Origin of the sequence: Paenibacillus sp. J2TS4 (assembly GCF_018403245.1) — a bacterium.
GTDB lineage: Bacteria > Bacillota > Bacilli > Paenibacillales > NBRC-103111 > Paenibacillus_L.
In genome coordinates, this window is sequence record NZ_BOSH01000003.1 from 170,622 (window position 1) to 191,330 (window position 20,709).

Here is a 20,709-nt window from a genome sequence, read left to right on the forward strand (position 1 = left end):
TCACACATTTTTCTAACATTCGTTATAGATTCTGTGATATACTCGTATATATCACTTCTTAATGATTAGAAAGGTGGGCGTAGATGAAACTGAGAGTAGTTCCAATATTGCTGGCAGTAGTTTGTTCAAGTTTAATTTTGTTCGGCGGTTGGTTCATGTATCGCAGCTATGCGATGGAAACTCCGCTTAATGAACTCGTTTCTCAAGCCCAAGGTGTTGAACAAGTTCAAATGGAGCTGTCCAACCAAGCGGTTAATATAAAAGTAAAGCTGAACGGCGAAGCAAATTTGCGTGAAATCTATCAGAAGGTTGCTACAGAAGGCGCTAATATTATCGGTAAACGCCAATTGACTATTCAAGTGGAGAACAATTCTTCTTCCGATCTGGATCAGTGGTGGTCTCTCGTCTTGTTTGACATTGCCCAGGCGATGGATACAAGGCAATATTCCCAAATACCCGCGACTCTGGAAGAAAAAACTGCTACCCTTCCGGGCTTGCAAGCCGTAACCGAAATGGACGATAATAATGTATATGTTCGACTTACCCACGAGGGAAAGAGCAAATATATTATTTTGCCGAGAGTTCCGGCTAGGTTAGGAGTGTGGCCGAATGAGCAAGTACAGTAAAGAAATACTAATCGGAGTCATTCCGGTCGTTCTGCTGTTTCTCGCTTTTTTAGGACTTAACATTATTCCACTTGTCATGATGGCCGTTCTGATTATTGCGTTACTGTATATTGTCAAGCCCAAGATGAACATGGAGGCGAAGAGAGAGCGGCCGGGGAAGATAACCAAGCCAGTCGCGCTGACCTTCGAAGAGATTGGCGGGCAAGAGAATGCGAAGAATGAATTGAAGGAAGCCCTGGAGTTTATAATAAAGTTTGAAGAAATTAAAAAATTCGGAATTCGCCCTTTAAAAGGAATTTTGCTTACAGGACCTCCGGGAACGGGAAAGACGCTGATGGCCAAGGCGGCGGCTCATTATACGAACTCCGTCTTTGTCAGCGCCTCCGGAAGTGAATTTGTCGAGATGTACGTAGGGGTAGGAGCCAGCCGGATTCGCGAGATGTTCAAGAAAGCGAAGACGATGGCTCAGAAAGAAAATAAGGATAGCGCCGTCATTTTCATTGATGAAATTGATGTTATCGGCGGCAAAAGGGACGGCGGGCAGCATAGGGAGTATGACCAGACGCTTAACCAGCTCCTGACCGAGATGGACGGAATTCATACGACGGAAACTCCGCGGATTCTTATTATTGCTGCTACGAATCGTAAGGAAATGCTGGATTCGGCCTTGCTTCGCCCTGGTCGCTTTGACCGTCATATTCAGGTCGATCTTCCGGACAAGAAGGGACGTCTCCATATTCTGAACATTCACGCGAAAAATAAGCCGCTGGCCGAAACCGTAAATTTGGAAAAAATCGCGGAAGAAACCTTTCACTTTTCCGGTGCTCAGCTGGAAAGCGTCATGAATGAAGCGGCGATCTATGCTATGAGGGACAGCGAGGAGACGATCGATCAACGGCATTTGACGATGGCGATCGATAAAGTGATGATGGGGGAGAAGACGGATCGCGAAACAAGCAACGAAGAACGCGAACGCGTCGCTTATCACGAATTGGGACATGCTATTGTCGCAGAAGTGGTCAAGCCGGGTACGGTATCCCAGGTTTCTCTCAGTCCCCGGGGTCCGGCGCTAGGGTATGTCAGACATAATCCTCAGGAGGACCAATACTTGTATACTAAAGAGTATTTGGAAGAACGGATTATGATCGCACTTGGCGGAGCGGTTGCCGAAGAGATGTTCTATGGCAACCGGAGTACCGGTTCCCGCAATGATTTTGAACAAGCCCTTAATCTGGTCAAAATGATGATGGATTCCGGGTTGACGACCTTGGGAATCGTTGACCGGGAAATGGTAACTAAAGAGGAGCTAATGAAAGCTAACTCTTCCATATTAGATTCATTGACGGCAAGAACACGTGAAATTTTGGAAACTTATCGCACGGTATTCATTCAAGCTTTAAGCATCCTTATTAAAGAAGAAGTGTTATCCGGAGATCAATTCCGAAACTTGCTTGCCATGCTGAAGCAGAAAAGCACGGCCTGAATAGACCGCGACAGAGGCTGTTTTCATTAGCGGATAATGCTAATGTTAACAGTCTCTCTATTTATTATCCGATTTATTCTGCTTCTATATGATCTGTGCAAATAGCTGCCCAACATAGTACAATAGAGTTTGTGGTTCGTATTTCTAATGAGGTGATGGTGTGAACAACAAGGAGTGGAAGCGACTGGAGGAAGGGATACTCGTCGGCTTGCAGGAAGGGACTCTTCCGGTCCCCCACTTGTTTCTCAAAATGTATCCCGACTTGAAGCTGAATGATACGGAGGCTATGCTGCTCCTTCACCTGATGTCTTTTATCGAGAAAGAAAAGAAAGATTTTCCGACGATCGAAGAAATTCAAAGCCGGATGGCCGCTTCTCCGGAGCAGGTTATCCAGGCACTGCAAAAGCTTCTTAAAGAAGGCTGGATCAATATTGATGAAGAGGTAGACTCCATATCCGGGATTCAGTATGAGCGCTATAATTTGTCCGGCATGTACCGTAAGCTCGCTTCAGCCTGGGGGGATCGGTGCAAGGAGGAGGATCGCCAGAGGAAGCTGTCTGCGACGAAGGAAAGCAAGGATATCTTTACTATCTTTGAGAACGAATTCGCTCGCCCTCTTACTCCTATGGAGCTGGAGACGATAGCCGGCTGGCTGGATCAGGATAAGTACAATAAAGATCTTATCGTAGCTGCATTGAAGGAAGCGGTGTTTGCCGGGAAAGTGCATTTTCGTTATATTGATCGAATTTTACTCGAATGGAGCCGCAACCGCATCTTCACACCGGAGCAGGCTAAGGAGCACGCCCAGCGTTTTCGTGGGACCCGATAAACGAGCAAATGAAATGAGATCTATGGCAAGAGAAAACAAAAACCTTCGAAGGGGGATCTTTTCCCCTGCATTCGAAGGTTTTTCTATCTGCTAAATGATTAGAATTTATAAGATTTCACCGCGAAACGTTATTTCGCCTTCTAAGGACGGCGACAGCCGTTTACGCTTGTTTATTGAGCAAATGCCATCGGTAAATATACTCGAACAAAAATTCGAACGCCTCCAAATGGCGCTTAGCCTCAAAGGCATTGGCCCCCCAGGCGTAAATTCCGTGCTTGCGCAGAACGATCCCTGGAATGCGCGGGAGGATCGCTCCTTGGACAAGCTCGGCGATTCTCGGGATTTCCGCATAGTTGGGGAGAATCGGAATACGGATCTGGGCGTCCTCTTCCCATATGTTCAGAGCTTTAATCAGCTCGACTCCTTCCACGGGGATCGATTTCTCCGGCCAATACAGCTCGGAAACCAAATTATTAAATAAGGTATGCACATGGAAAATCGCTCCGCATCCGGTCACGCGATAGATTTCGCAGTGGATGAGCGTCTCTGCGGACGGTTTAAGCCCGGTAGACTCAAGCGGCTGCCCGTTCTGATCGACGATCAGGAAATCCTCGGGAGTCGACTTCGATTTATCTTTGCCGCTCGCGGTAACCGCAAAAGCGAAGGAATGGCCATCCTCGCTCCTATCTCCTATCCTTACAGAAAGGTTGCCGCTTGTGGCAGGAAACCAGCCCCGTGCAGCCAGCGTTGCTTTAATTTCACTAAGTTCAGCGAACGCCTTCTGTTTTTGTTCCAAAGTCATTCTATGCACCACTGTCCGTTCCCCCTCTTAAAGCGTTCAGTCCGTAGATGACATCATGAAAAGTTGCAAATTTATGATAGGGCATCCCCAGCTTCTGGCATTCCTCGGCCAGATGGGAACGGGCAAATACAAAATCGGCCTGCTTGGCCCCTTCAAAATCGGAGATGCTGTCTCCGATCAGGATTCGGTTGTAACGGTCGGGCGAGTAAGACCGGATGATGGACGTTTTACACATACCGCAACCTTTGCCGCAATGCTCGTCACATGGATAAGGCCATGTAATCCGAAGTCTCTCCTCCGAAAAATCACTGCCGTTACAATAAATTTGCTCTGGCTTCAGATCGAAGGGAGCCAGTGTAGGAAGCAAGAAAAAATCTATTCCTCCGCTAGTGACGAGAAATTCAAAATCATGCTCTCTTACATAATCCAGCAGCTCGGGAAAGCCCTCGCGGATACGAATCGATTGTCGAGTGTACTGGATAATTTCTTCCTTGAGAGACGAAGGGAGCAGAGCAAACATGCCTCCGACGCCCTCTTGCAATGTAATCTCTTTGTCGAGGACCTGGCGAAGCAGATCTTCCCAACCGTCCGGCTGAAAATGCTTCATAATGTCCAAAATGTTATCGGTGACCGTGATGGTTCCATCAAAGTCACAAAAAATGATGTTTTTCTTGCCCGCATCGAGCTTCATTCTTTGACCCCCCACGCCTCAATAGCGGCCTGCAGCTCTTCGTGACCGGAGATACTGGCGTACTCTCGCAGAGAGGTACCGCTCATGGCAGCTTGAATAGCTTGTCTGAAAGCGCGACCGCCGGCTTCCGTCCCCATCGGATGGCCGTGTATGCCGCCTCCCGCGTTGACAACAACCTCCGTGCCGAAATCGCGTAAAATGAGCGGGACGAGCCCCGGGTGAATACCGGCCGATGGGACCGGAAAGCTTTGCCGCAGAGGCATAGAAGCGGAAGCCTTGCTATCCGGCGTATTTACAGAATATAGATAATCGTTGATGTTATCGGTAATCAATGCATGGCGGATCGCCATATTCTCTTCTTTCGGCATAACAACAGAGCCGTAAGGGGAAGGGAACAGAACGAGATCTGCCCCGGCTAACCGCATCAGCTTCCCAAGCAGCAGGGAGGCGGACATGCCGTGGTGCGGAGACGGATATAGCGCTCCGGCTAAAGCGGGGTGAGCCGCGATAGGCACTGTAATGTCCGGATGGGCGCTTAGTTCTTGCAGGGTATCAAATCCGTAAGCGAGCACATTGAACAGAAGGGCATTGGCACCGAGCGAGATCGCCCTAACCGCTTGCTCCGCCAAGCGGGAAGCAGGGCCGGTCAGATTCACTGCGTAAAGCAGCTTTTGACCGGTGCTCTCCTCGGCCTGCCTAGCTGCTTCCATGCAGGCGGGCACCCGTTTCTCCAGCGGGGTAAGCGGATTTTCGAATAAAATTTCGTCATCCTTGATTAAATCGACGCCACCCAGCGCCTGCTTGTAGAACTGTTCACTCAGGGCAGGCAAATCATGGCCAATGACCGATTTGAATATGCTCATAAGAAGAGGCCGGTCGTGAACTCCAAGCTGTTCACGCACACCTTGGATCCCGAATTTAGGTCCGGTAAAAGATCCAAGGAAATCATCGGAAAAATGGAGGTCTATCAGCTTGATTCGACCGTCCATGGACAGCTTTCCGAATACTGTAACGAGAAGCGCCGGGAGATCCCGGCTGAAATTAACATCTGGATAGGCAATTCGGATATCGGCGTAGCGTTCCTCCTCGTCATCGCGGCTTTCCTTGATATCGATCACTTGGCCCAGATAAGGCCGCATGCTGATTTTGTTTGCTTCGGGCAGGTCCGTCCAGCTTCCGACGGTTAACCCTACGGCAATACCGGTCGCCTTCTTGTGAAAATCCGCTTGTTCGTCATAACAGCGATAGGTCGCTGTACAATAGGAGCTCATGGTTTCACCTGCTTTTCGTTCATGGTTTCATCATTTCGGCGGAAGTGCTCCGTCCGAGCTCCCCTGCTCTTTCAGAAGCCCGGTGCACCGCACTTCGGACCGCCTCATGGAAGCGGTACTCGTCCAATTTCTCCAGGGCCGCCTGTGTCGTTCCATTAGGCGAGGTTACTTTGCGCCGGAGGGCGGCCGGATCTTCTCCTGTAGCTTTGACCATCGAAGCCGCCCCGAGAACCGTCTGCACCGTCAGAAGACGGGCTTGCTCTTCATCGAGTCCGCCGGCGATTCCGGCTTCCATCATCGCTTCCATCATATAATAAATATAAGCCGGTCCACTGCCGGAAACGCCTGTAACGACGTCTATGAGCGGCTCCTCGACGATGACCGTCTCTCCGGTGGCCGCAAACAGATCCAGGGCGAGAGCCTGATGCTCGCTCGTGGCAGAGGAGGAGAAGCAGAGGCCGGTAGCTCCCAGGCCGATCGTGCTCGACGTATTGGGCATACATCGGGCGATCGGGATCCCGCCGCCCGACAAGCCCTCGATTGTAGACAGAGATAAGCCGGCCACGACGGAGATGAGAAGATGCCGGGGATCCAGCGATGGCGCGATTTCGACCAGTGCTTCCCCGACATCCTTCGGCTTCATCGCCAGGACAATCAGATCGGCCTCGGACATATACCGGGCTACCGCTTCCGATCCGCAGCCTATGCGGATGCCGTACTCTCGGTTTAAAGCTGCCAACCGTTCCCGGTTGCTTCGGTTGGTAGCGATAATTCGCTCAGGATCGGTGTCCGGTCGGGACACCAGCCCGCGAATAATGGCTTCCGCCATCGGCCCGGCGCCGATGAATAAAATAGTTTTGGCCGCTAACAGCTGATGACTCATGTTCAATACCTCCGTGCTGTCGGTCAAGGTGCTGGGACACTTGGCCAGAGTTTCTGACAGGCTGGCTTTCTAACTACATAATTTATAAGTTTTGGAGGTGAGAACAGGTCTCTTTCCAAAATTAATGAAGGAATACAAAAGTGCAGTCGATGCGTGCCTATGGACCTCATTTCGAAAGATCAACTGCAAATATACAGTAGATTCGGCCATTTAGTCCCGAAAATGGCTGGGTCGCAAAAATGTACTGCAGAATTGCAGTCGATGTCTCTAAACGAGTGGATTTCGGTCAAAAGTACTGTATGATTGCAGTCGATTACTCTATAATGCACTCCGGAAGAGGCGTGCGTTGCGATGCTAGCATGGGAAGGCTTACTCTCTAATCTGTCCATCTCCATAAATGAAATACTTGGAGGATGTAAGAGCGGGAAGTCCCATCGGTCCCCGTGTATGGAGCTTCTGGGTGCTGATTCCGATCTCGGCTCCGTAGCCAAATTCAAAACCGTCGGTAAACCTCGTCGACGCGTTCACGTATACTGCCGCTGCATCTACTTCCTGAAGGAAGCGGTCGGCATTAGCTTTTGTCCCGGTTACGATACATTCCGAATGCATTGTCCCAAATTTGCGAATATGGTCCAGAGCCTCATCCAGCGATTTCGCTACTTTAACATTCAGAACATAATCGTTATATTCGGTAGACCAATCCGCTTCTTTAGCCGGCTGAATGACCGAGGCAAGCTCTACCGACACAGGGCAGCCGCGCAGCTCCACGCCGGCCGAGGTAAATTTGTCCGCGAGGTCTGCCAAATGCTTGCGGGCATAAGCCTCATGGACAATTAGTGTCTCCATTGCGTTGCAGACCGAGGGGCGTTGGACTTTGGCATTCATAGCTATTTTCAGCGCGTTTACGGGATCGGCCGTTTCATCGAGATAAGTATGGCACACTCCTGCCCCGGTCTCGATGACGGGAACGGTGGCATTCGTAACCACGTTCTGAATAAGGGAATGACCGCCGCGAGGGATAACGACATCGAGCAAACCATTCAATTTAAGCATTTCATTGACAGAAGAACGGTCAGTGCTCGCCACCAGCTGGACAGCGTCTGTCGGAATGGCTGTGCCTGCCAAAGCCTGGTGAAGCACCTCCACAATTTTGCGATTGGAGGACAGGGCGCTGGAGCCGCCCCGCAGTAGTACGGCATTGCCGGACTTCAAGCATAGACCGGCAGCATCTACGGTTACATTAGGCCGGGCTTCGTACACAATCCCAATGAGCCCGAGCGGTACCCGCTTCTTACGGATCAGAAGGCCATTAGGCCGTTGCAGCTCCTCCAATACATCTCCGATAGGATCAGGAAGCTCAACAATCTGCCGGAGTCCTTCGGCCATCGCTTCAATTCTTGAAGGATTCAGCTCCAAGCGATCGAGTAGAGAAGAGCTTAAGCCCCCGGCCGCTCCTCTTGCCAAATCTTCCTTATTGGCACTGATGATAGCTTCGGTCTGGGTAACCAATGCGTCAGCCATCGCTAATAGCGCTTCGTTCTTTTGCTCCGTCGTCAGGCTGCCGAGCACCGGCGCCGTCCGCTTCGCCAATTCCGCCTGCTGTTTTACTTCGCTCATATCCTTAGCCTCCCATGAAATAGTGTAATCGATTAGATTCAGTCGATTGCCATCCACTCATCACGATGAATGACCTCGATCCTCGGCACTTCCACCCGTGTTCTGACTTCATCGGTGGATAGGCCGGCTACGGCTTTAAGCTGCCAGGCTGCGTAGTTGACGACACCCCGGCCGATCGGATGCTGATCCAGGTTAATCACCTCGACGACATCTCCGGGATGGAAATCGCCGGAAATCGAGCGAATTCCGGCGGGCAGGAGACTCTTGCCTCCCGACAGAAGGGCTTCCTCGGCGCCACGATCCACATAGACCTTGCCTTGCGGGAAGGAATGGAATCCGACCCATTGCTTTTTGGCAGATAGAGTATGGAGACGGGTGTCGAAATAAGTTCCTTTGCCCTGATTGTTAGTCGCAGCCAACAAATCCCCGCTTTCACTGACTTTGCCAACGAATACGGGAACGCCTCCCCGCATGGCGATGCGCGCCGCCTCGACCTTGGAGCGCATTCCGCCGGTGCCGACGGAAGAGCCGCTGCCTCCGGCAATTCGATACAGCTCGTCGCTGATTTGTTCGACCCGATCTATTCTGACCGCATCGGCATTCTTGCGGGGGTCCTCTGTATATAGCCCGTCTGTATCCGTAATGATCACCAGATTGTTCGCTTTAACCAAATTGGCGACAAGCGCGGAAAGCGTATCATTGTCTCCAAATTTAAGCTCATCTACCGCGACCGTATCATTTTCATTGATAATCGGGATAATTTTTCTGGCAAGAAGCTCTTCTATCGTCATGAGGGCGTTCAATATCCGCTGCCGGTTCGAGAAATCGGAGCGGGTGAGAAGAATTTGGGCTACGCTGATTTCGTCCTCGGCGAACGCTTCTTGGTAGCATTGCATCAGCAACGCCTGTCCTACCGCAGCAGCGGCCTGCTTCTCTTTGAGCGCTCGCGGCCGTTTTTTGTAGCCGATGGTAGTGAATCCGGCAGCGACTGCCCCCGAGGTGACCAATAGGATTTGATGCCCGCTGCGGTGCAGGGCCGATAATTCCTCTGTGAAGAATCGGACTTTGTCGCGATTCAGCCCGCCTTCGTCGGAGGTGAGAGAGCTGCTTCCGATTTTGACGACTATGCGCGATTGCATTAAGATCACTTCTTTCTCTCTAATCAAAGCTCGTTCAACAAGCTGATATTACGTGATTGGAGCTTGTTGAACAACCATTATGAAAAAAACTCCTATCGGAGTCCTTCGAGGATGGGCGACCGCGTTTAAAGGTTGTTTTTACAACACCAGAAATGAAGATATTCACTAGAGCTTTGAATTAAAGTGAAACTTTCTGGTTGGCATGAAAAGCTTTTTGAAAATCCGGGGTCCTCGAAAAGTACCCGGAATGTGCTTCGAAGGCTTGTGTCACTTTTTGGGGAATTTTGTTGAATTCGACGACACCTCCGAAATGGCTTCATATAGAAGCTTTTCTTATCGCCAAAAAGAATTTGGATAGTTTCAGTAAGCAGAAACTTATAAATTCTATATGTGGTAAGGAAAAAACTTTCGCCCGTGCAGGACGAAAGTGTAGCTTTCCGTAGGAATTAGCCGCAGGCGGAACTATCGGAAACCGGGCCCAATCAACGGACCGGATTATGATCTGCCAGCGACAAGCCATCGACGGATGGATGCTGCTTCCTTATTCAATTAGGATATCATTCGACCCGTCATTTGTAAAGAATCATAGGCAGGGCGGGGGTTTGACTCCAATTTCCTATATATGGAAAATATCTTTCTGCTTCTATATAAATAAGTGGTACTAAAAATGCTACCATTTCGTTCCGAAGGAAATTGGCCTCAGAATTAACTAACGCTAACCGCAATCAGCAGCTTTTCCCCAAAATTTAAAACAGATGCAGCCGGCCTATTCGTTCTGCCGCTTCCTGGAGACGCTCCTCAGAGGTCAGCAGTCCGAGACGGACATAGCCTTCCCCGCTGCGGCCAAAGCCAATACCCGGAGCGACGACTACATTAGCCTCCTGCAGCAGCTTGTCGGCAAATTCACTTGATTGGAACCCTTGCGGCACCGGCAGCCAAGCAAAGAAGGAGCCTTGGGAAGGCTTGGCGTGCCAACCAATCTGTTGAAGCGAGGAGAACAGGGCGTTTCTGCGGCTTTCGTACACTGACGCAAGCTCGGTCACACATTGCTGCGGGCCGGTTAATGCCTCCGCTGCTGCCGCTTGAACCGCGCCGAAAAGGCTGACGTAGTAATGATCCTGGATCAGATTGATAAGGCGGATCACTTCCGCATTGCCAACGGCAAAGGCAACTCTCCAGCCAGCCATATTGTAGGTCTTGGAGAGAGTGTAGAACTCGACACCGACCTCTTTGGCCCCTGGAGTCTGGAGGAAGCTGACCGGCTTCTTACCATCGAAGCCGATGGCCCCGTATGCAAAATCACTCGCTACGACAATTCCATGCTTCTCGGCGAAACGGACCGTATCCTCATAGAATGATGGAGGAGCGCAAACGGCGGTTGGGTTATTCGGATAATTGATAAACATCAGCTTGGCCCGTTGTAAGTCAGATGGAGCTAACGCTGAATAGTCCGGGAGGAAATGATTCTGCTCAAGGAGCGGCATGAAAACCATCTCTGCGTCGGCGAGGGCGACTCCTGACCAATAATCGGGATAGCCCGGGTCGGGTACCAGGCATACATCTCCTGGATTAAGCAGGCATTGGCTGATTTCCACCAAACCGGTCTTGCCGCCGAAAAGAACGGCCACTTCAGTTTGCGGATCCAGTTCGACCCCGTAATCTTCTCGATAGCGGATAGCTGCCGCTTCCTTGAGAAATAAATACCCGTCAAACGGGGGATAACGGTGAAATGACGGATTCGCCGCGGCTTCCTGCATCTTGCGGACGATATGATCCGGGGTAGGACGATCAGGATTGCCTTGTCCTAAGTTAATGACATCATGCCCATCGGCGATCCGCCGATTCGCTTTTTGCACAAGTCCGGCAAAAAATTGTTCGGGAAGGGCTCGCAGCCGGTTTGCGGCAGCGATGGGAAAACGGGATGGGGTTAACATCTATTTCATCACTCTCCAGTATGTATCCGTAAAACACTCCTGTCCTAACTAAGCTTTAATTTATCATGATTATTCCTATCTGTATAGTGAACCGGATTGATGATCCCGCTGCTTTCCCTTATGATAGAGAAAAAAACGATAAGGAAGTGAGTGGAACGATGTCGTTATTGCACCTTGCTCTTCTTCAGATGGATGTCGTCGCAGGAGAGCCTGATCATAACTTTACCAAGCTGGAGCAAATGCTGCAGCAGGCTATCCAGGTCGAGCGCAAGCCAGACGTGATCGTTTTTCCCGAATTGTGGAATACGGGCTTTTCACTGACCGATATTCATGCGTTGGCCGATCCGGAAGGGGAAAGAACCCGTTCGTTTATTGCTGAATTTTGTGCCCGGCATTCCGTTAACGTCGTAGCCGGATCGATTGCTAATCTGGTGAACGGGGAGGTAAGGAATACGCTATACGCTTTTGACCGCAGCGGTCAACTGACGGCGGAGTATGACAAAATCCACTTGTTCCGCCTCATGGATGAAGAAAAATATTTAACCGGCGGCGACCGGCTGGGCCGCTTTGAGATCGATGGCGTCCCGACGGGAGCTGTTATCTGCTATGACATTCGTTTTCCCGAATTGTCACGGCGGCTGGCGCTGGATGGAGCCAAGCTGCTGTTCGTTCCTGCCCAATGGCCGCATCCCCGCTTGAATCATTGGCGGACCCTCTTAACGGCCAGAGCTATTGAAAATCAGATGGTAGTCGTGTCATGCAATCGGGTAGGACAAAGCGGAGACACTTCGTTCTTCGGCCATTCGATGGTCATCGACCCTTGGGGAGAGATACTCGTGGAGGGCGGGGAGGAAGAAGCGATATTAACCGCGGCTGTTGATCTTGCGGAAGTAGATCGGGTTCGTGCTAAAATCCCGGTGTTCAAGGATCGCAGACCGAATTTGTACTGATATTTAATATGTGGGAATAGACCGGATCGATCGACCACTCTCGCGATCCGGTCAGAGCTAGCGCTTTTGGACGACCTCTTGCAATACACTAATGAATGCATCCGCGGCCTTGGATAAGTATCTTCCATGCCGGTAAGCGATCACGAGAGTTCTCGTCGGACGACCGGCCAAGGGCAGGTAGACCGGAGCATTCGCTTCCCCTTTCTCTCTGGCGACCATCTTCGGAACCAAGGCGACTCCCATTCCGGCGGCAACCAGCGATTGAACGGTGTCGATATTGGTGCTCTCGAACACGATCTGCGGTTCAAAGTGGGCAGAATGACAAAGATCGAGCGTGATCTGGCGAAATCCTTGCCCTTTTTTCAATAGGATGAAGGGCTCCTCCTTCAGTGCAGTCATCTGAACATTAGCCGGCGCCGGGTGTATATGAGCGAGCGGATGGTTGGGAGGAACGCATAGACAGATCTCTTCCTCGATCAAAGGCAAGTAAGAAAGAGTTCGTTCGGACAAGGGGAGGGACAGCAGACTGATGTCCGTCTGGCCGTTCGCTGCCAGTCTCTCTAAATTGGAGGAGGTTTCCTCAACCAGCTGAATTTCAATTTCCGGGTATTTCTGCTGAAAGACCGGAAGGACCAGCGGTAAAATATGCGATCCGGTAATAGGCAGGCTGCCGACGATCAGCTTGCCTTTTCGCATTTGCGAAATATCCTCCATTTCTTTTTTTAGCTGGGCCACCTTATCCAGAATGATTTGCGCCTTTTCGACGAATACAGAACCCGCATAGGTCATTTCAACGGAATTCGTGTTGCGCTGAAACAAGAGAACTCCGATTTCCTTTTCCAGCTTGGATAGCTGCTGGCTTAACGAAGGCTGAGCGATATGAAGCTTTTCTGCCGCTCTGGAGAAGTTTTTCTCCGCGGCTATTTGAATCGCGTACTGCAACTGTCTTAATTCCATCGAAATCCCCCTCAGGAAATTCAATTTACCCAATTTCATCAAACGGCCCTATTTAGTATTTAATATTATACACTGGCTCGTGCAGACAAACCAAGACGGATTTGGCTGGATTTCGCTAGAGTTGGCAGAAATCCGCCGATCTTGCTTTAATTCGGCTGCACTAGAATCATCCTCTCTTCCGCTACGGAACCATATATTACTATCCTTTCCAGATGGATAGAAAACGCTGGAAGTTCTTGCTACAATAACGAGGACTATGTAATCCATGGGAGAGGTTTCATTTGAAGGAAGAGATTAGAGCGTATTAGCTTCGACAATAAAAGAATAGGAACAGCCTCTGGAGATGTATACGATTTGCAAGGTGGCGAAACCAAAACCGTCGAATTTATAACATTTGATCCGGTGGAAAATTACGCTTCTTTGAAAATTCAGGTAGACAGCGCCTTTATAAAGGAAGAGGATGATTATGATTTCTAAAATGATGTCCTCCAGCGAAAGAAAAAAGTATTCATTTTACCAAAAGAAGCGTTCGTTTTCCCTGTACTTGCCGCGTCATCATTTCTAAACTAGCGATAGAAGTACGGTGAACCCTTATCCCTGCGAATGAGGATGAACTTCCGATGGTTGCTTTCTCGATGGTCGCCTCGCAACGGGTTCGGGATTCCCCCTTCCATATATCCTGCAGGGAATACCTGCAAAAGGAGCTAGGACGATGATTAGAGAAATGAAATCCGATGTTGTCATCATCGGAGGCAGCCTGGGGGGCTGCGCGGCGGCTTTGGCGATTGCCAGATTGGGCAAGCGGGTTATTCTGACCGAGGAAACGGACTGGATCGGCGGTCAGTTGACCAGCCAGGCGGTTCCGCCGGATGAGCACCGGTGGATCGAGCAATTCGGCTGCACGCGGTCTTACCGGCAATTCCGCAACGGGGTGCGGCAATATTATCGGGACCATTACCCCCTGACCCCCGAGGCTCGGTCGAATCTGCTGCTGAATCCCGGCAATGGAGGAGTCAGCCGTCTGTGTCACGAACCGCGCGTGGCGCTGGCCGTGCTGCAGCAAATGATGGCGCCATATGTCCACAGCGGCCGGATTACGATATGGACCCGTCACCAAATGGAGGCCACGCAAACAGAACAAGATAACATCGTTTCGGTTACTGTAAAAAATATGGTGAGCGGCCATCGGATCGAGCTCGTTGCGCCATATGTGCTGGATGCGACGGAGTGCGGCGACCTGCTGCCGTTAGCCCGCGTCGAGTATGTGACCGGAGCCGAGTCGCAGAGTGAGACCGGGGAGCCGAGCGCGGTGGCAGGCGAGGCTCAACCGATGAATATGCAGGGCTTTACTTATTGCTTTGCAATGGATTACATCGAGGGCGGACACTATACGATAGACAAGCCAGAGCAATACGATTTTTGGCGTGGCTATGCTCCCGCCTTTTGGCCGGGGCCGCTCTTGAATTGGACTGCTCCGGAGCCGCGGAATCTGGAGCCGAGGGAGTATACCTTATTACCCGGAACAGATAAGTATTCGCTGTTCTATTATCGCAGCTTGATTGATCGCAGCCAGTTTGCTCCAGGCACCTATCCGGGAGACATCTCGCTCGTCAACTGGCCGCAGAATGATTATTTTCTAGGCCCGATTATCGATGTGAGCGAGGAGGAGCGCAACCGCCACCTGAAGGCTGCGAAGCAGCTCAGCTTGTCGCTCCTGTATTGGCTGCAGACGGAAGCGCCGCGCCAAGGGGGCGGATACGGCCATCCTGAGCTTCGCTTGCGGCCCGACGTAGTCGGAACCGAGGACGGCCTGGCGATGTATCCGTACATTCGCGAATCCCGCAGAATCTCGGCTGAATTTACGGTGCTTGAGCAGCATATTTCCGCTGCATGCCGCAGCGACGGGCGGGCGGAAGCGTACCGCGATTCCGTCGGCATCGGCTGCTACCGGATTGACCTGCACCCAACGACTGCCGGGAATAACTTTCTGGACATTTCGTCGCTGCCCTATCAGATTCCGCTCGGCAGTTTAATCCCGGTGCGCGTTAATAATCTGCTGCCGGCTTGCAAAAACTTGGGCGTCACTCATCTTTCCAACAGCTGCTACCGTGTTCATCCGACAGAATGGAATATCGGGGAGTCGGCCGGCAGCCTGGCGGCTTTCTGTCTGGAGAAGGGGGTCAAGCCGCGGGACGTGCTGCGCAATGAAGCCTTGCTCGATGATTTTCAAAAGCTGCTTGTTAGTGAAGGAGTGGAGCTGTCCTGGGCTGCCGTTCACGCAGTATAGAGGGAGCAAGTGCAGCCCGTAAGGGTAGCTGTAAATAGATCCAATGGATTCCGGTGAAACTCTCTGCCGAGATGGTCCGGTATAGAGCTTCGCTTGTCTGCAGATCGGCAAGAGCTTCACCGGATTGCTATATAAACTGAACTAATGATTGAATAGCTCATGAAGTGGAGAAAGAAAGATGCTTCCAGGGCGAGTTTTGGCTTTGTATTCCTACCATCCGAAGGCCCATTCAATAAATAAGGAATCTGTTGTTTCGGGGTCCCCGAAAAGTACCTGGAATCGCTTCGAAGCTCATCTTCACTTTTTGGGGAGATAGTTTAGATGTTTGAAGCTTCGGAGGCACTTTCCTTCGGAACGGAATGAGAGCTATTCTTTAGTTCAACATATATATATTACCGGTCGATGAAAGAGGGACACTCATAATGATTCGTATAGTCCGGTCGATTTATTTAAGCTACAAGCGCTATATCCAGGTCAGACTGACCTGCTATTTTTTACTCATTCTGTTGCCGCTGGTAGCTATCAGTCTGTTTGCCAATGTCAAATCTCAACATATTTTGCTGGAGCAAGCCGCGGAACGAACAACCGTTGCCCTCCAATCATCGATGGACAGTCTGGAGTCACACCTGCAAAGCGTGGAGCAAATCTCGACATTGGCGGCTGCCGATTATAATTTGATCCGGCCTTTGGACCGGGCGGGAGCCGAATTGAAGCCGCGGGATATTTTTGACTTGTCCATTTATACCCGGTCGCTGGCCAATTTCATTTCGATCAATCCGATGGTATCGGACATTTCGGTCTATCATTCCTTATCCCGGACCATTGTTTCCACCACCAGAGGCTTCGGTCAAGTGAAAGATGAGCAGCAGGCAGAAGGTCTGGAAGCCATGTCCAGAACGGTGGGAACCGGCGTGTTATACAAGCTGCCGGAAGAGCGTGTAGCGGGTACGACGTTCGGAACTATTTTTGCGGCTGACAGCATTTCCTTGATTCGCGCCGTAGATTTGTACAATCTGGCTCGGCAGCCTAACATGCTGATTATTACGCTGCAGCAGGTTAGACTGCTGCATTTGCTGCAAACTCTGCTTCCGTCTGAACATGCGGACATCTATCTGTATACCGGTGACAGGAGACTGATTGCCGGAACGGGGACGGAGAGGGTTCCCGTATTGTCCGAGACAGGGGCTGTAGTAGACGGAGTAGGTTCAGAGGCCTTTGTAGTGAAAGCGCATTCAGATCGTTATGATTGGTCGCTTGTCATGGTTCAGCCCATCGATGAAGTATATGGGCTGACGAGAGATATCCGCACTTTTACACTGATCATTATTATCATCAGTATTCTGCTCGCCTTAGCGATAGCCTGGTTCGTCTATATTTCTATCACTTCGCCGCTGCAAAGGCTGTCCCGCGGTATGAAGCTGTTCGGAAGCGGCAAATGGAACATTCAGCTGCCGGAGAAGCAAATGGATGAATTTGGGCAGATGACGCGGGAATTCAATCAAATGGCGGTCCGGCATAAAGAGCTGATCCAAGGTTATTATGAGCAGCAGCTTCGTTTGGCACAAACGGATCTGAAATTTTTGCAATCGCAAATTAACCCGCATTTTCTATACAACACTCTGGACTCGATTTATTGGATTGCCAAAAATTACGAAGCGGTGGAAATTAGCGAGATGGTGCATCATTTATCGAAATTTTTCAGGCTGAGTCTTAGTAAGGGACGCGAAACGTTTACTCTGGAGGAGACGATCACTCACCTTCATTACTATATTCGGGTCCAACAGCTCCGCTTTATGGAAAAATTTTCGGTTGAATATGTAATTGCCGAAGAGACTAATCCGCTCCCGATATTGAAGCTTATATTGCAGCCTCTTGTAGAGAATGCGATATTGCACGGAATGGAGAAACGAAAAAAAGGAGGGAGATTAATCATAGAAAGCGCGATCGAGGACGGGCAGCTTGTTCTGGTTGTGGAAGATAACGGTCCGGGTATCGACGAGAAGAGGCTGTGCTACATTCAGGAAGAATTAAACGGTCAGATGGAGAGGGTAGGCAGACAACCGGCATATTTATCGAATGATAAAAGCGATTTATTCGGATTGCGCAACGTCGCTTCCCGAATTCGATTGTATTACGGGGAAAGAGCCAGTCTGACCATCGCAAGCCGACAAGGTATTTGCACAAAAGTTACGCTCAAGCTGCCGTTGGAGCTTTGTGTGCATGATATTGAGCCGTATCCACCACAATCGGAAGAGAGGGAAGAAGCATGAATTTGTTGATCGTCGAGGATGAATTTCGTCTTCTGTATAATATCGCCAATAACATCCCGTGGGAGAATCACGGGATAGAAGTGGTGGGAACGGCCGAGGACGGCCGGGAGGCGCTTCAGATGATGGAGCGGAAACGGCCCGACATCGTGCTGCTCGATATTCAGATTCCGGAAATCGACGGGCTGACTCTCGCGCGGAAAGTAAGGCAGCGTTATCCCTTAACCAAAATGGTCATCCTGAGCGGACACGATAACTTTGCTTTTGCCCAACAGGCCATTGAGTTGAAGGTGGACCGATATTTACTTAAGCCTGCATTGGAGGAGGAAATATTGCAGGCTGTTGTGGAGACGGCAGAGAAATTGAAGCGCGAGCTGGATGAGCGGCACGGGCGGGAAGCACTGCAGAGAAGATGGGCGGATCATTTGCCTCAGCTGCGCAATTTCTTTTATCTCAATTGGTTGAATGGAATCTATGACGATTGGGAAATCGAACTTCGAGCGAAGGATCTGCAGCTTGATTTCGTACAGGAAGCGGAGTATGCCGTCGTTCTGCTGGATGTTGATCCTCCCTCTGTGGAGTCTTCCTTTGGACAGGAAGACATAGCTCTGCTGCAGCTTTCCCTTCATAGCATAGTGGAGGACACTATGCGGATGGAGTATGGACCGTGCTGGATTTGTTCGGACGTGGACGGGAAGACGGCGGTTATTTTTCGCTTTCCATCCGGGGCTTCCTCCAACGAGGCCATGCTGCACATTCATACCTTGATTTCCAAGCTGCTTGGCAACGTCCGGCACTGCTTGAAGACGACGGCGAGCGCTGGCATTTGCGGATCTCTTGGCAAGCAAGGGGAAGTGAACAAGCTTTACTTTCAAGCGCGTAAAGCACTGCAGGAAAGAATTGTCTATGGCTGTGATGTGGCCGTTCCTTATTGCGAAACGAAGCCGGAAGACCGCCCATTCGAGACAGATCTGAATTTGGAAAAGATGCTGGAGATTGCTTTGGAGACAGGGGAAGAGGGCAAGGCTGAGGCCGCATTGGAATCCATGTGGTCTCTTCAGATGGAGAAGGCGGAAACGCCCGAATTAGTCTGGGAGAGAGTGCTGTATTTCAGCGGCTTGTTCGTCCGTACCATTCAAAGGCAAGGGTGGCTTGTCAATGAAGTGGTGCCTGATGAATGGATGACGTTCCAAAACCTGCAAACCTTGTTTACTAAGGACCAAGTGTTGGCTTGGCTGAAGCGAATGATTCGCAGTGTAACCGTCTATGTGCACAAACAGCGCAGCATGTCCAGCAACGGGATGATTCGAAAGGTACTGGAAATAGTAGAGCAGGAGATCGATACCGATCTGACGCTTTATATGATGGCTGATCGAATGTACATCAATTCATCTTATTTGAGCAAATTGTTCAAGCAAGAAACGGGAAAGTCCTTTTCCTCCTACGTATTAGAGCGGAAGATGGAGCTGGCCAAGGCGAAGCTGTTGAGCGGAGCACGCGTCTATGATGCCGCAAATACGGTCGGATATGTGGATGTGAGCTATTTTACAAAAGTGTTTCGCAAGTATTGGGGCGTCACTCCGAGCGGAATGAAGCCTTAATTAGGGCAATCAGGATCTGCTGATACAGAGCTTAAATGACTTTGAACTGCAGCTTCCACTGCTCTGTTGATGTGCAACTATGTCATTTTGCACGTCTTTTATCGATAACTGACTGATTCTAGCCAGTGGACATGCATGCGCGCATGTCTTTTCGTTTTTGTTGCTAAACTGCTGCAATTCCAGGATTAGACGGGATTCGGAGGCACTTTCCTTCGGAACGGAATGATCGCTTTCTTTAGTGCCACTTATATAGCCCGCACCCATCATCATGAAATGAGTAAGGATCAGACGATGAAAGTACCACAAAAAGCGATCATTTTCCCTACATTAGATCAGGGTCAGCCTATACACTTAGAACTGAGGAACAGAAGACAGAAGGAGGCTGCTCATGAAGCTTACTGCACCGCACCCCGAGCCGATGATTCCGCCAAGAGTGAAACGGCGGGCCGGCTATTGGACTACCTTGCGATCGGATATTCGCAAAGATTGGGATTTATACCTGGCGCTTGTCCCAGGCCTTTTCTTCCTGCTTTTGTTCAAGTACACGCCCATGTATGGCATAGTGATCGCATTTAAGGATTTTAATATTTTTGACGGAATGAGCGCGAGCCCGTGGGTTGGACTTAAACATTTTGGGAAGCTCTTTTCTTCGCCTGATTTTATTGTTGTCTTTAAAAATACGCTAGTTATCTCCTTGTTGAAGCTGGTGTTTTTATTTCCGCTGCCGATCGTGCTGGCTCTTCTAATGAATGAGTTGAGAAATATCGTGTTTAAACGAAGCGTTCAAACCATCGTTTATTTGCCCCATTTTTTATCGTGGGTTATTGTAAGCGGATTATTCATCGATTTGCTGTCTGCGAACGGTGGAATTGTCAATCGTTTTATAGAATGGATGGGAGGAAAGCCCGTCGCTTTCTTTCTGGACCACAGCATATTTCGCTCCGTATTAATTACGTCCGCGGGATGGAAAGAAGTAGGCTGGGGCACGATCGTCTATCTGGCGGGCTTGAGCAGCATTGATCCGCAATTGTATGAAGCCGCGAAAATAGATGGAGCCAACAAATGGCGGCAAGTAAGGCACATTACGCTGCCTGGACTGTTGCCCGTCATTGTGCTGATGTTTATACTTCGCCTCGGGAATATTATGGAAGCCGGAACAGAGCAGATTCTAGTTATGTATAACCCGGTCGTTTATAGCGTTTCGGATGTCATTGGAACCTATGTATATCGGATCGGCTTAGGTCAACAGGATTATAGCTTTTCGACCGCCGTCGGCCTGTTCGAATCCGTCATATCATTGGCACTCATTCTGACGGGCAATTATTTGAGCAGAAAATATTTAGAGCGCGGGTTATGGTAAAAGCTGCTAGGG

The 20,709-nt window shown here is 50.1% G+C and carries 17 protein-coding genes; 9 read left to right on the plus strand and 8 right to left on the minus strand.

All coding sequences use genetic code 11. The annotated features are described in order from the left end of the window. Positions 1-83: 83 nt before the first annotated feature. The 3 genes from KJS69_RS08165 (at position 84) to KJS69_RS08175 (ending at position 2,938) form a co-directional block, all read left to right on the plus strand. Positions 84-626 (plus strand): hypothetical protein, encoded by a 543-nt coding sequence (locus KJS69_RS08165; RefSeq protein ID WP_213583245.1) that lies wholly within the window; start codon positions 84-86, stop codon positions 624-626. Further along, on the plus strand, positions 610-2,109 hold the full coding sequence (locus KJS69_RS08170; RefSeq protein ID WP_213583246.1) for an AAA family ATPase: 1,500 nt from the start codon (positions 610-612) through the stop codon (positions 2,107-2,109). The genes KJS69_RS08165 and KJS69_RS08170 overlap by 17 nt, the downstream gene beginning before the upstream one ends. 160 nt (positions 2,110-2,269) lie before the next feature. Next, on the plus strand, positions 2,270-2,938 hold the full coding sequence (locus tag KJS69_RS08175) for a DnaD domain protein (RefSeq protein WP_249730426.1): 669 nt from the start codon (positions 2,270-2,272) through the stop codon (positions 2,936-2,938). A 160-nt stretch (positions 2,939-3,098) separates the two neighbouring features. Here the strand turns inward: KJS69_RS08175 and mtnB are convergent, their stop codons facing one another. The 7 genes from mtnB to KJS69_RS08210 form a co-directional block, all read right to left on the minus strand. After that, on the minus strand, positions 3,099-3,740 hold the full coding sequence (mtnB, locus tag KJS69_RS08180; protein WP_213583610.1) for a methylthioribulose 1-phosphate dehydratase: 642 nt from the start codon (positions 3,738-3,740) through the stop codon (positions 3,099-3,101). A gap of 1 nt (position 3,741) precedes the next feature. Then, on the minus strand, positions 3,742-4,431 hold the full coding sequence (locus tag KJS69_RS08185; protein ID WP_213583247.1) for a 2-hydroxy-3-keto-5-methylthiopentenyl-1-phosphate phosphatase: 690 nt from the start codon (positions 4,429-4,431) through the stop codon (positions 3,742-3,744). Further along, positions 4,428-5,702 (minus strand): 2,3-diketo-5-methylthiopentyl-1-phosphate enolase, encoded by a 1,275-nt coding sequence (locus tag KJS69_RS08190; RefSeq protein WP_213583248.1) that lies wholly within the window; start codon positions 5,700-5,702, stop codon positions 4,428-4,430. Before KJS69_RS08190 ends, KJS69_RS08185 begins: the two co-directional genes overlap by 4 nt. A gap of 19 nt (positions 5,703-5,721) precedes the next feature. Beyond that, entirely contained in the window at positions 5,722-6,585 is an 864-nt protein-coding gene (gene proC / locus KJS69_RS08195) for a pyrroline-5-carboxylate reductase (RefSeq protein ID WP_213583249.1), read from the minus strand. Between the two features lie 369 nt (positions 6,586-6,954). Then, positions 6,955-8,223, minus strand: coding sequence for a glutamate-5-semialdehyde dehydrogenase (locus KJS69_RS08200; RefSeq protein WP_374706622.1), 1,269 nt, complete (start codon positions 8,221-8,223; stop codon positions 6,955-6,957). 17 nt (positions 8,224-8,240) lie between these two features. Beyond that, positions 8,241-9,341, minus strand: coding sequence for a glutamate 5-kinase (proB, locus tag KJS69_RS08205; protein ID WP_213583251.1), 1,101 nt, complete (start codon positions 9,339-9,341; stop codon positions 8,241-8,243). Between the two features lie 746 nt (positions 9,342-10,087). After that, complete coding sequence (locus tag KJS69_RS08210) at positions 10,088-11,275, minus strand: pyridoxal phosphate-dependent aminotransferase (protein WP_213583252.1); 1,188 nt, start codon at positions 11,273-11,275, stop codon at positions 10,088-10,090. A gap of 158 nt (positions 11,276-11,433) precedes the next feature. Here KJS69_RS08210 and KJS69_RS08215 point away from each other — a divergent pair, with 158 nt between their 5' ends. Further along, positions 11,434-12,225 carry a carbon-nitrogen family hydrolase gene (locus KJS69_RS08215; protein WP_249730427.1) on the plus strand — a complete coding sequence of 264 codons (792 nt, stop codon included), beginning with the start codon at positions 11,434-11,436 and terminating at the stop codon, positions 12,223-12,225. A gap of 57 nt (positions 12,226-12,282) precedes the next feature. On the opposite strand, the gene KJS69_RS08220 is transcribed toward KJS69_RS08215, so the two are convergent. Next, positions 12,283-13,182, minus strand: a complete 900-nt coding sequence (locus tag KJS69_RS08220) for a LysR family transcriptional regulator (protein WP_213583253.1) — start codon at positions 13,180-13,182, stop codon at positions 12,283-12,285. A 354-nt stretch (positions 13,183-13,536) separates the two neighbouring features. On the opposite strand from KJS69_RS08220, the gene KJS69_RS29930 reads away from it, so the two are divergent. From KJS69_RS29930 to KJS69_RS08240, 5 genes are all read left to right on the plus strand, one after another. Next, positions 13,537-13,659, plus strand: coding sequence for a hypothetical protein (locus KJS69_RS29930; protein ID WP_283777447.1), 123 nt, complete (start codon positions 13,537-13,539; stop codon positions 13,657-13,659). Between the two features lie 235 nt (positions 13,660-13,894). After that, positions 13,895-15,469 (plus strand): FAD-dependent oxidoreductase, encoded by a 1,575-nt coding sequence (locus tag KJS69_RS08225; RefSeq protein ID WP_213583254.1) that lies wholly within the window; start codon positions 13,895-13,897, stop codon positions 15,467-15,469. 422 nt (positions 15,470-15,891) lie between these two features. After that, positions 15,892-17,739, plus strand: coding sequence for a sensor histidine kinase (locus KJS69_RS08230; protein WP_213583255.1), 1,848 nt, complete (start codon positions 15,892-15,894; stop codon positions 17,737-17,739). Further along, positions 17,736-19,337: a response regulator transcription factor gene (locus KJS69_RS08235; protein ID WP_213583256.1), complete on the plus strand. Its 1,602-nt coding sequence runs from the start codon at positions 17,736-17,738 to the stop codon at positions 19,335-19,337. The genes KJS69_RS08230 and KJS69_RS08235 overlap by 4 nt, the downstream gene beginning before the upstream one ends. A gap of 418 nt (positions 19,338-19,755) precedes the next feature. Further along, positions 19,756-20,697: an ABC transporter permease gene (locus KJS69_RS08240; RefSeq protein ID WP_213583612.1), complete on the plus strand. Its 942-nt coding sequence runs from the start codon at positions 19,756-19,758 to the stop codon at positions 20,695-20,697. Positions 20,698-20,709 lie beyond the last annotated feature (12 nt).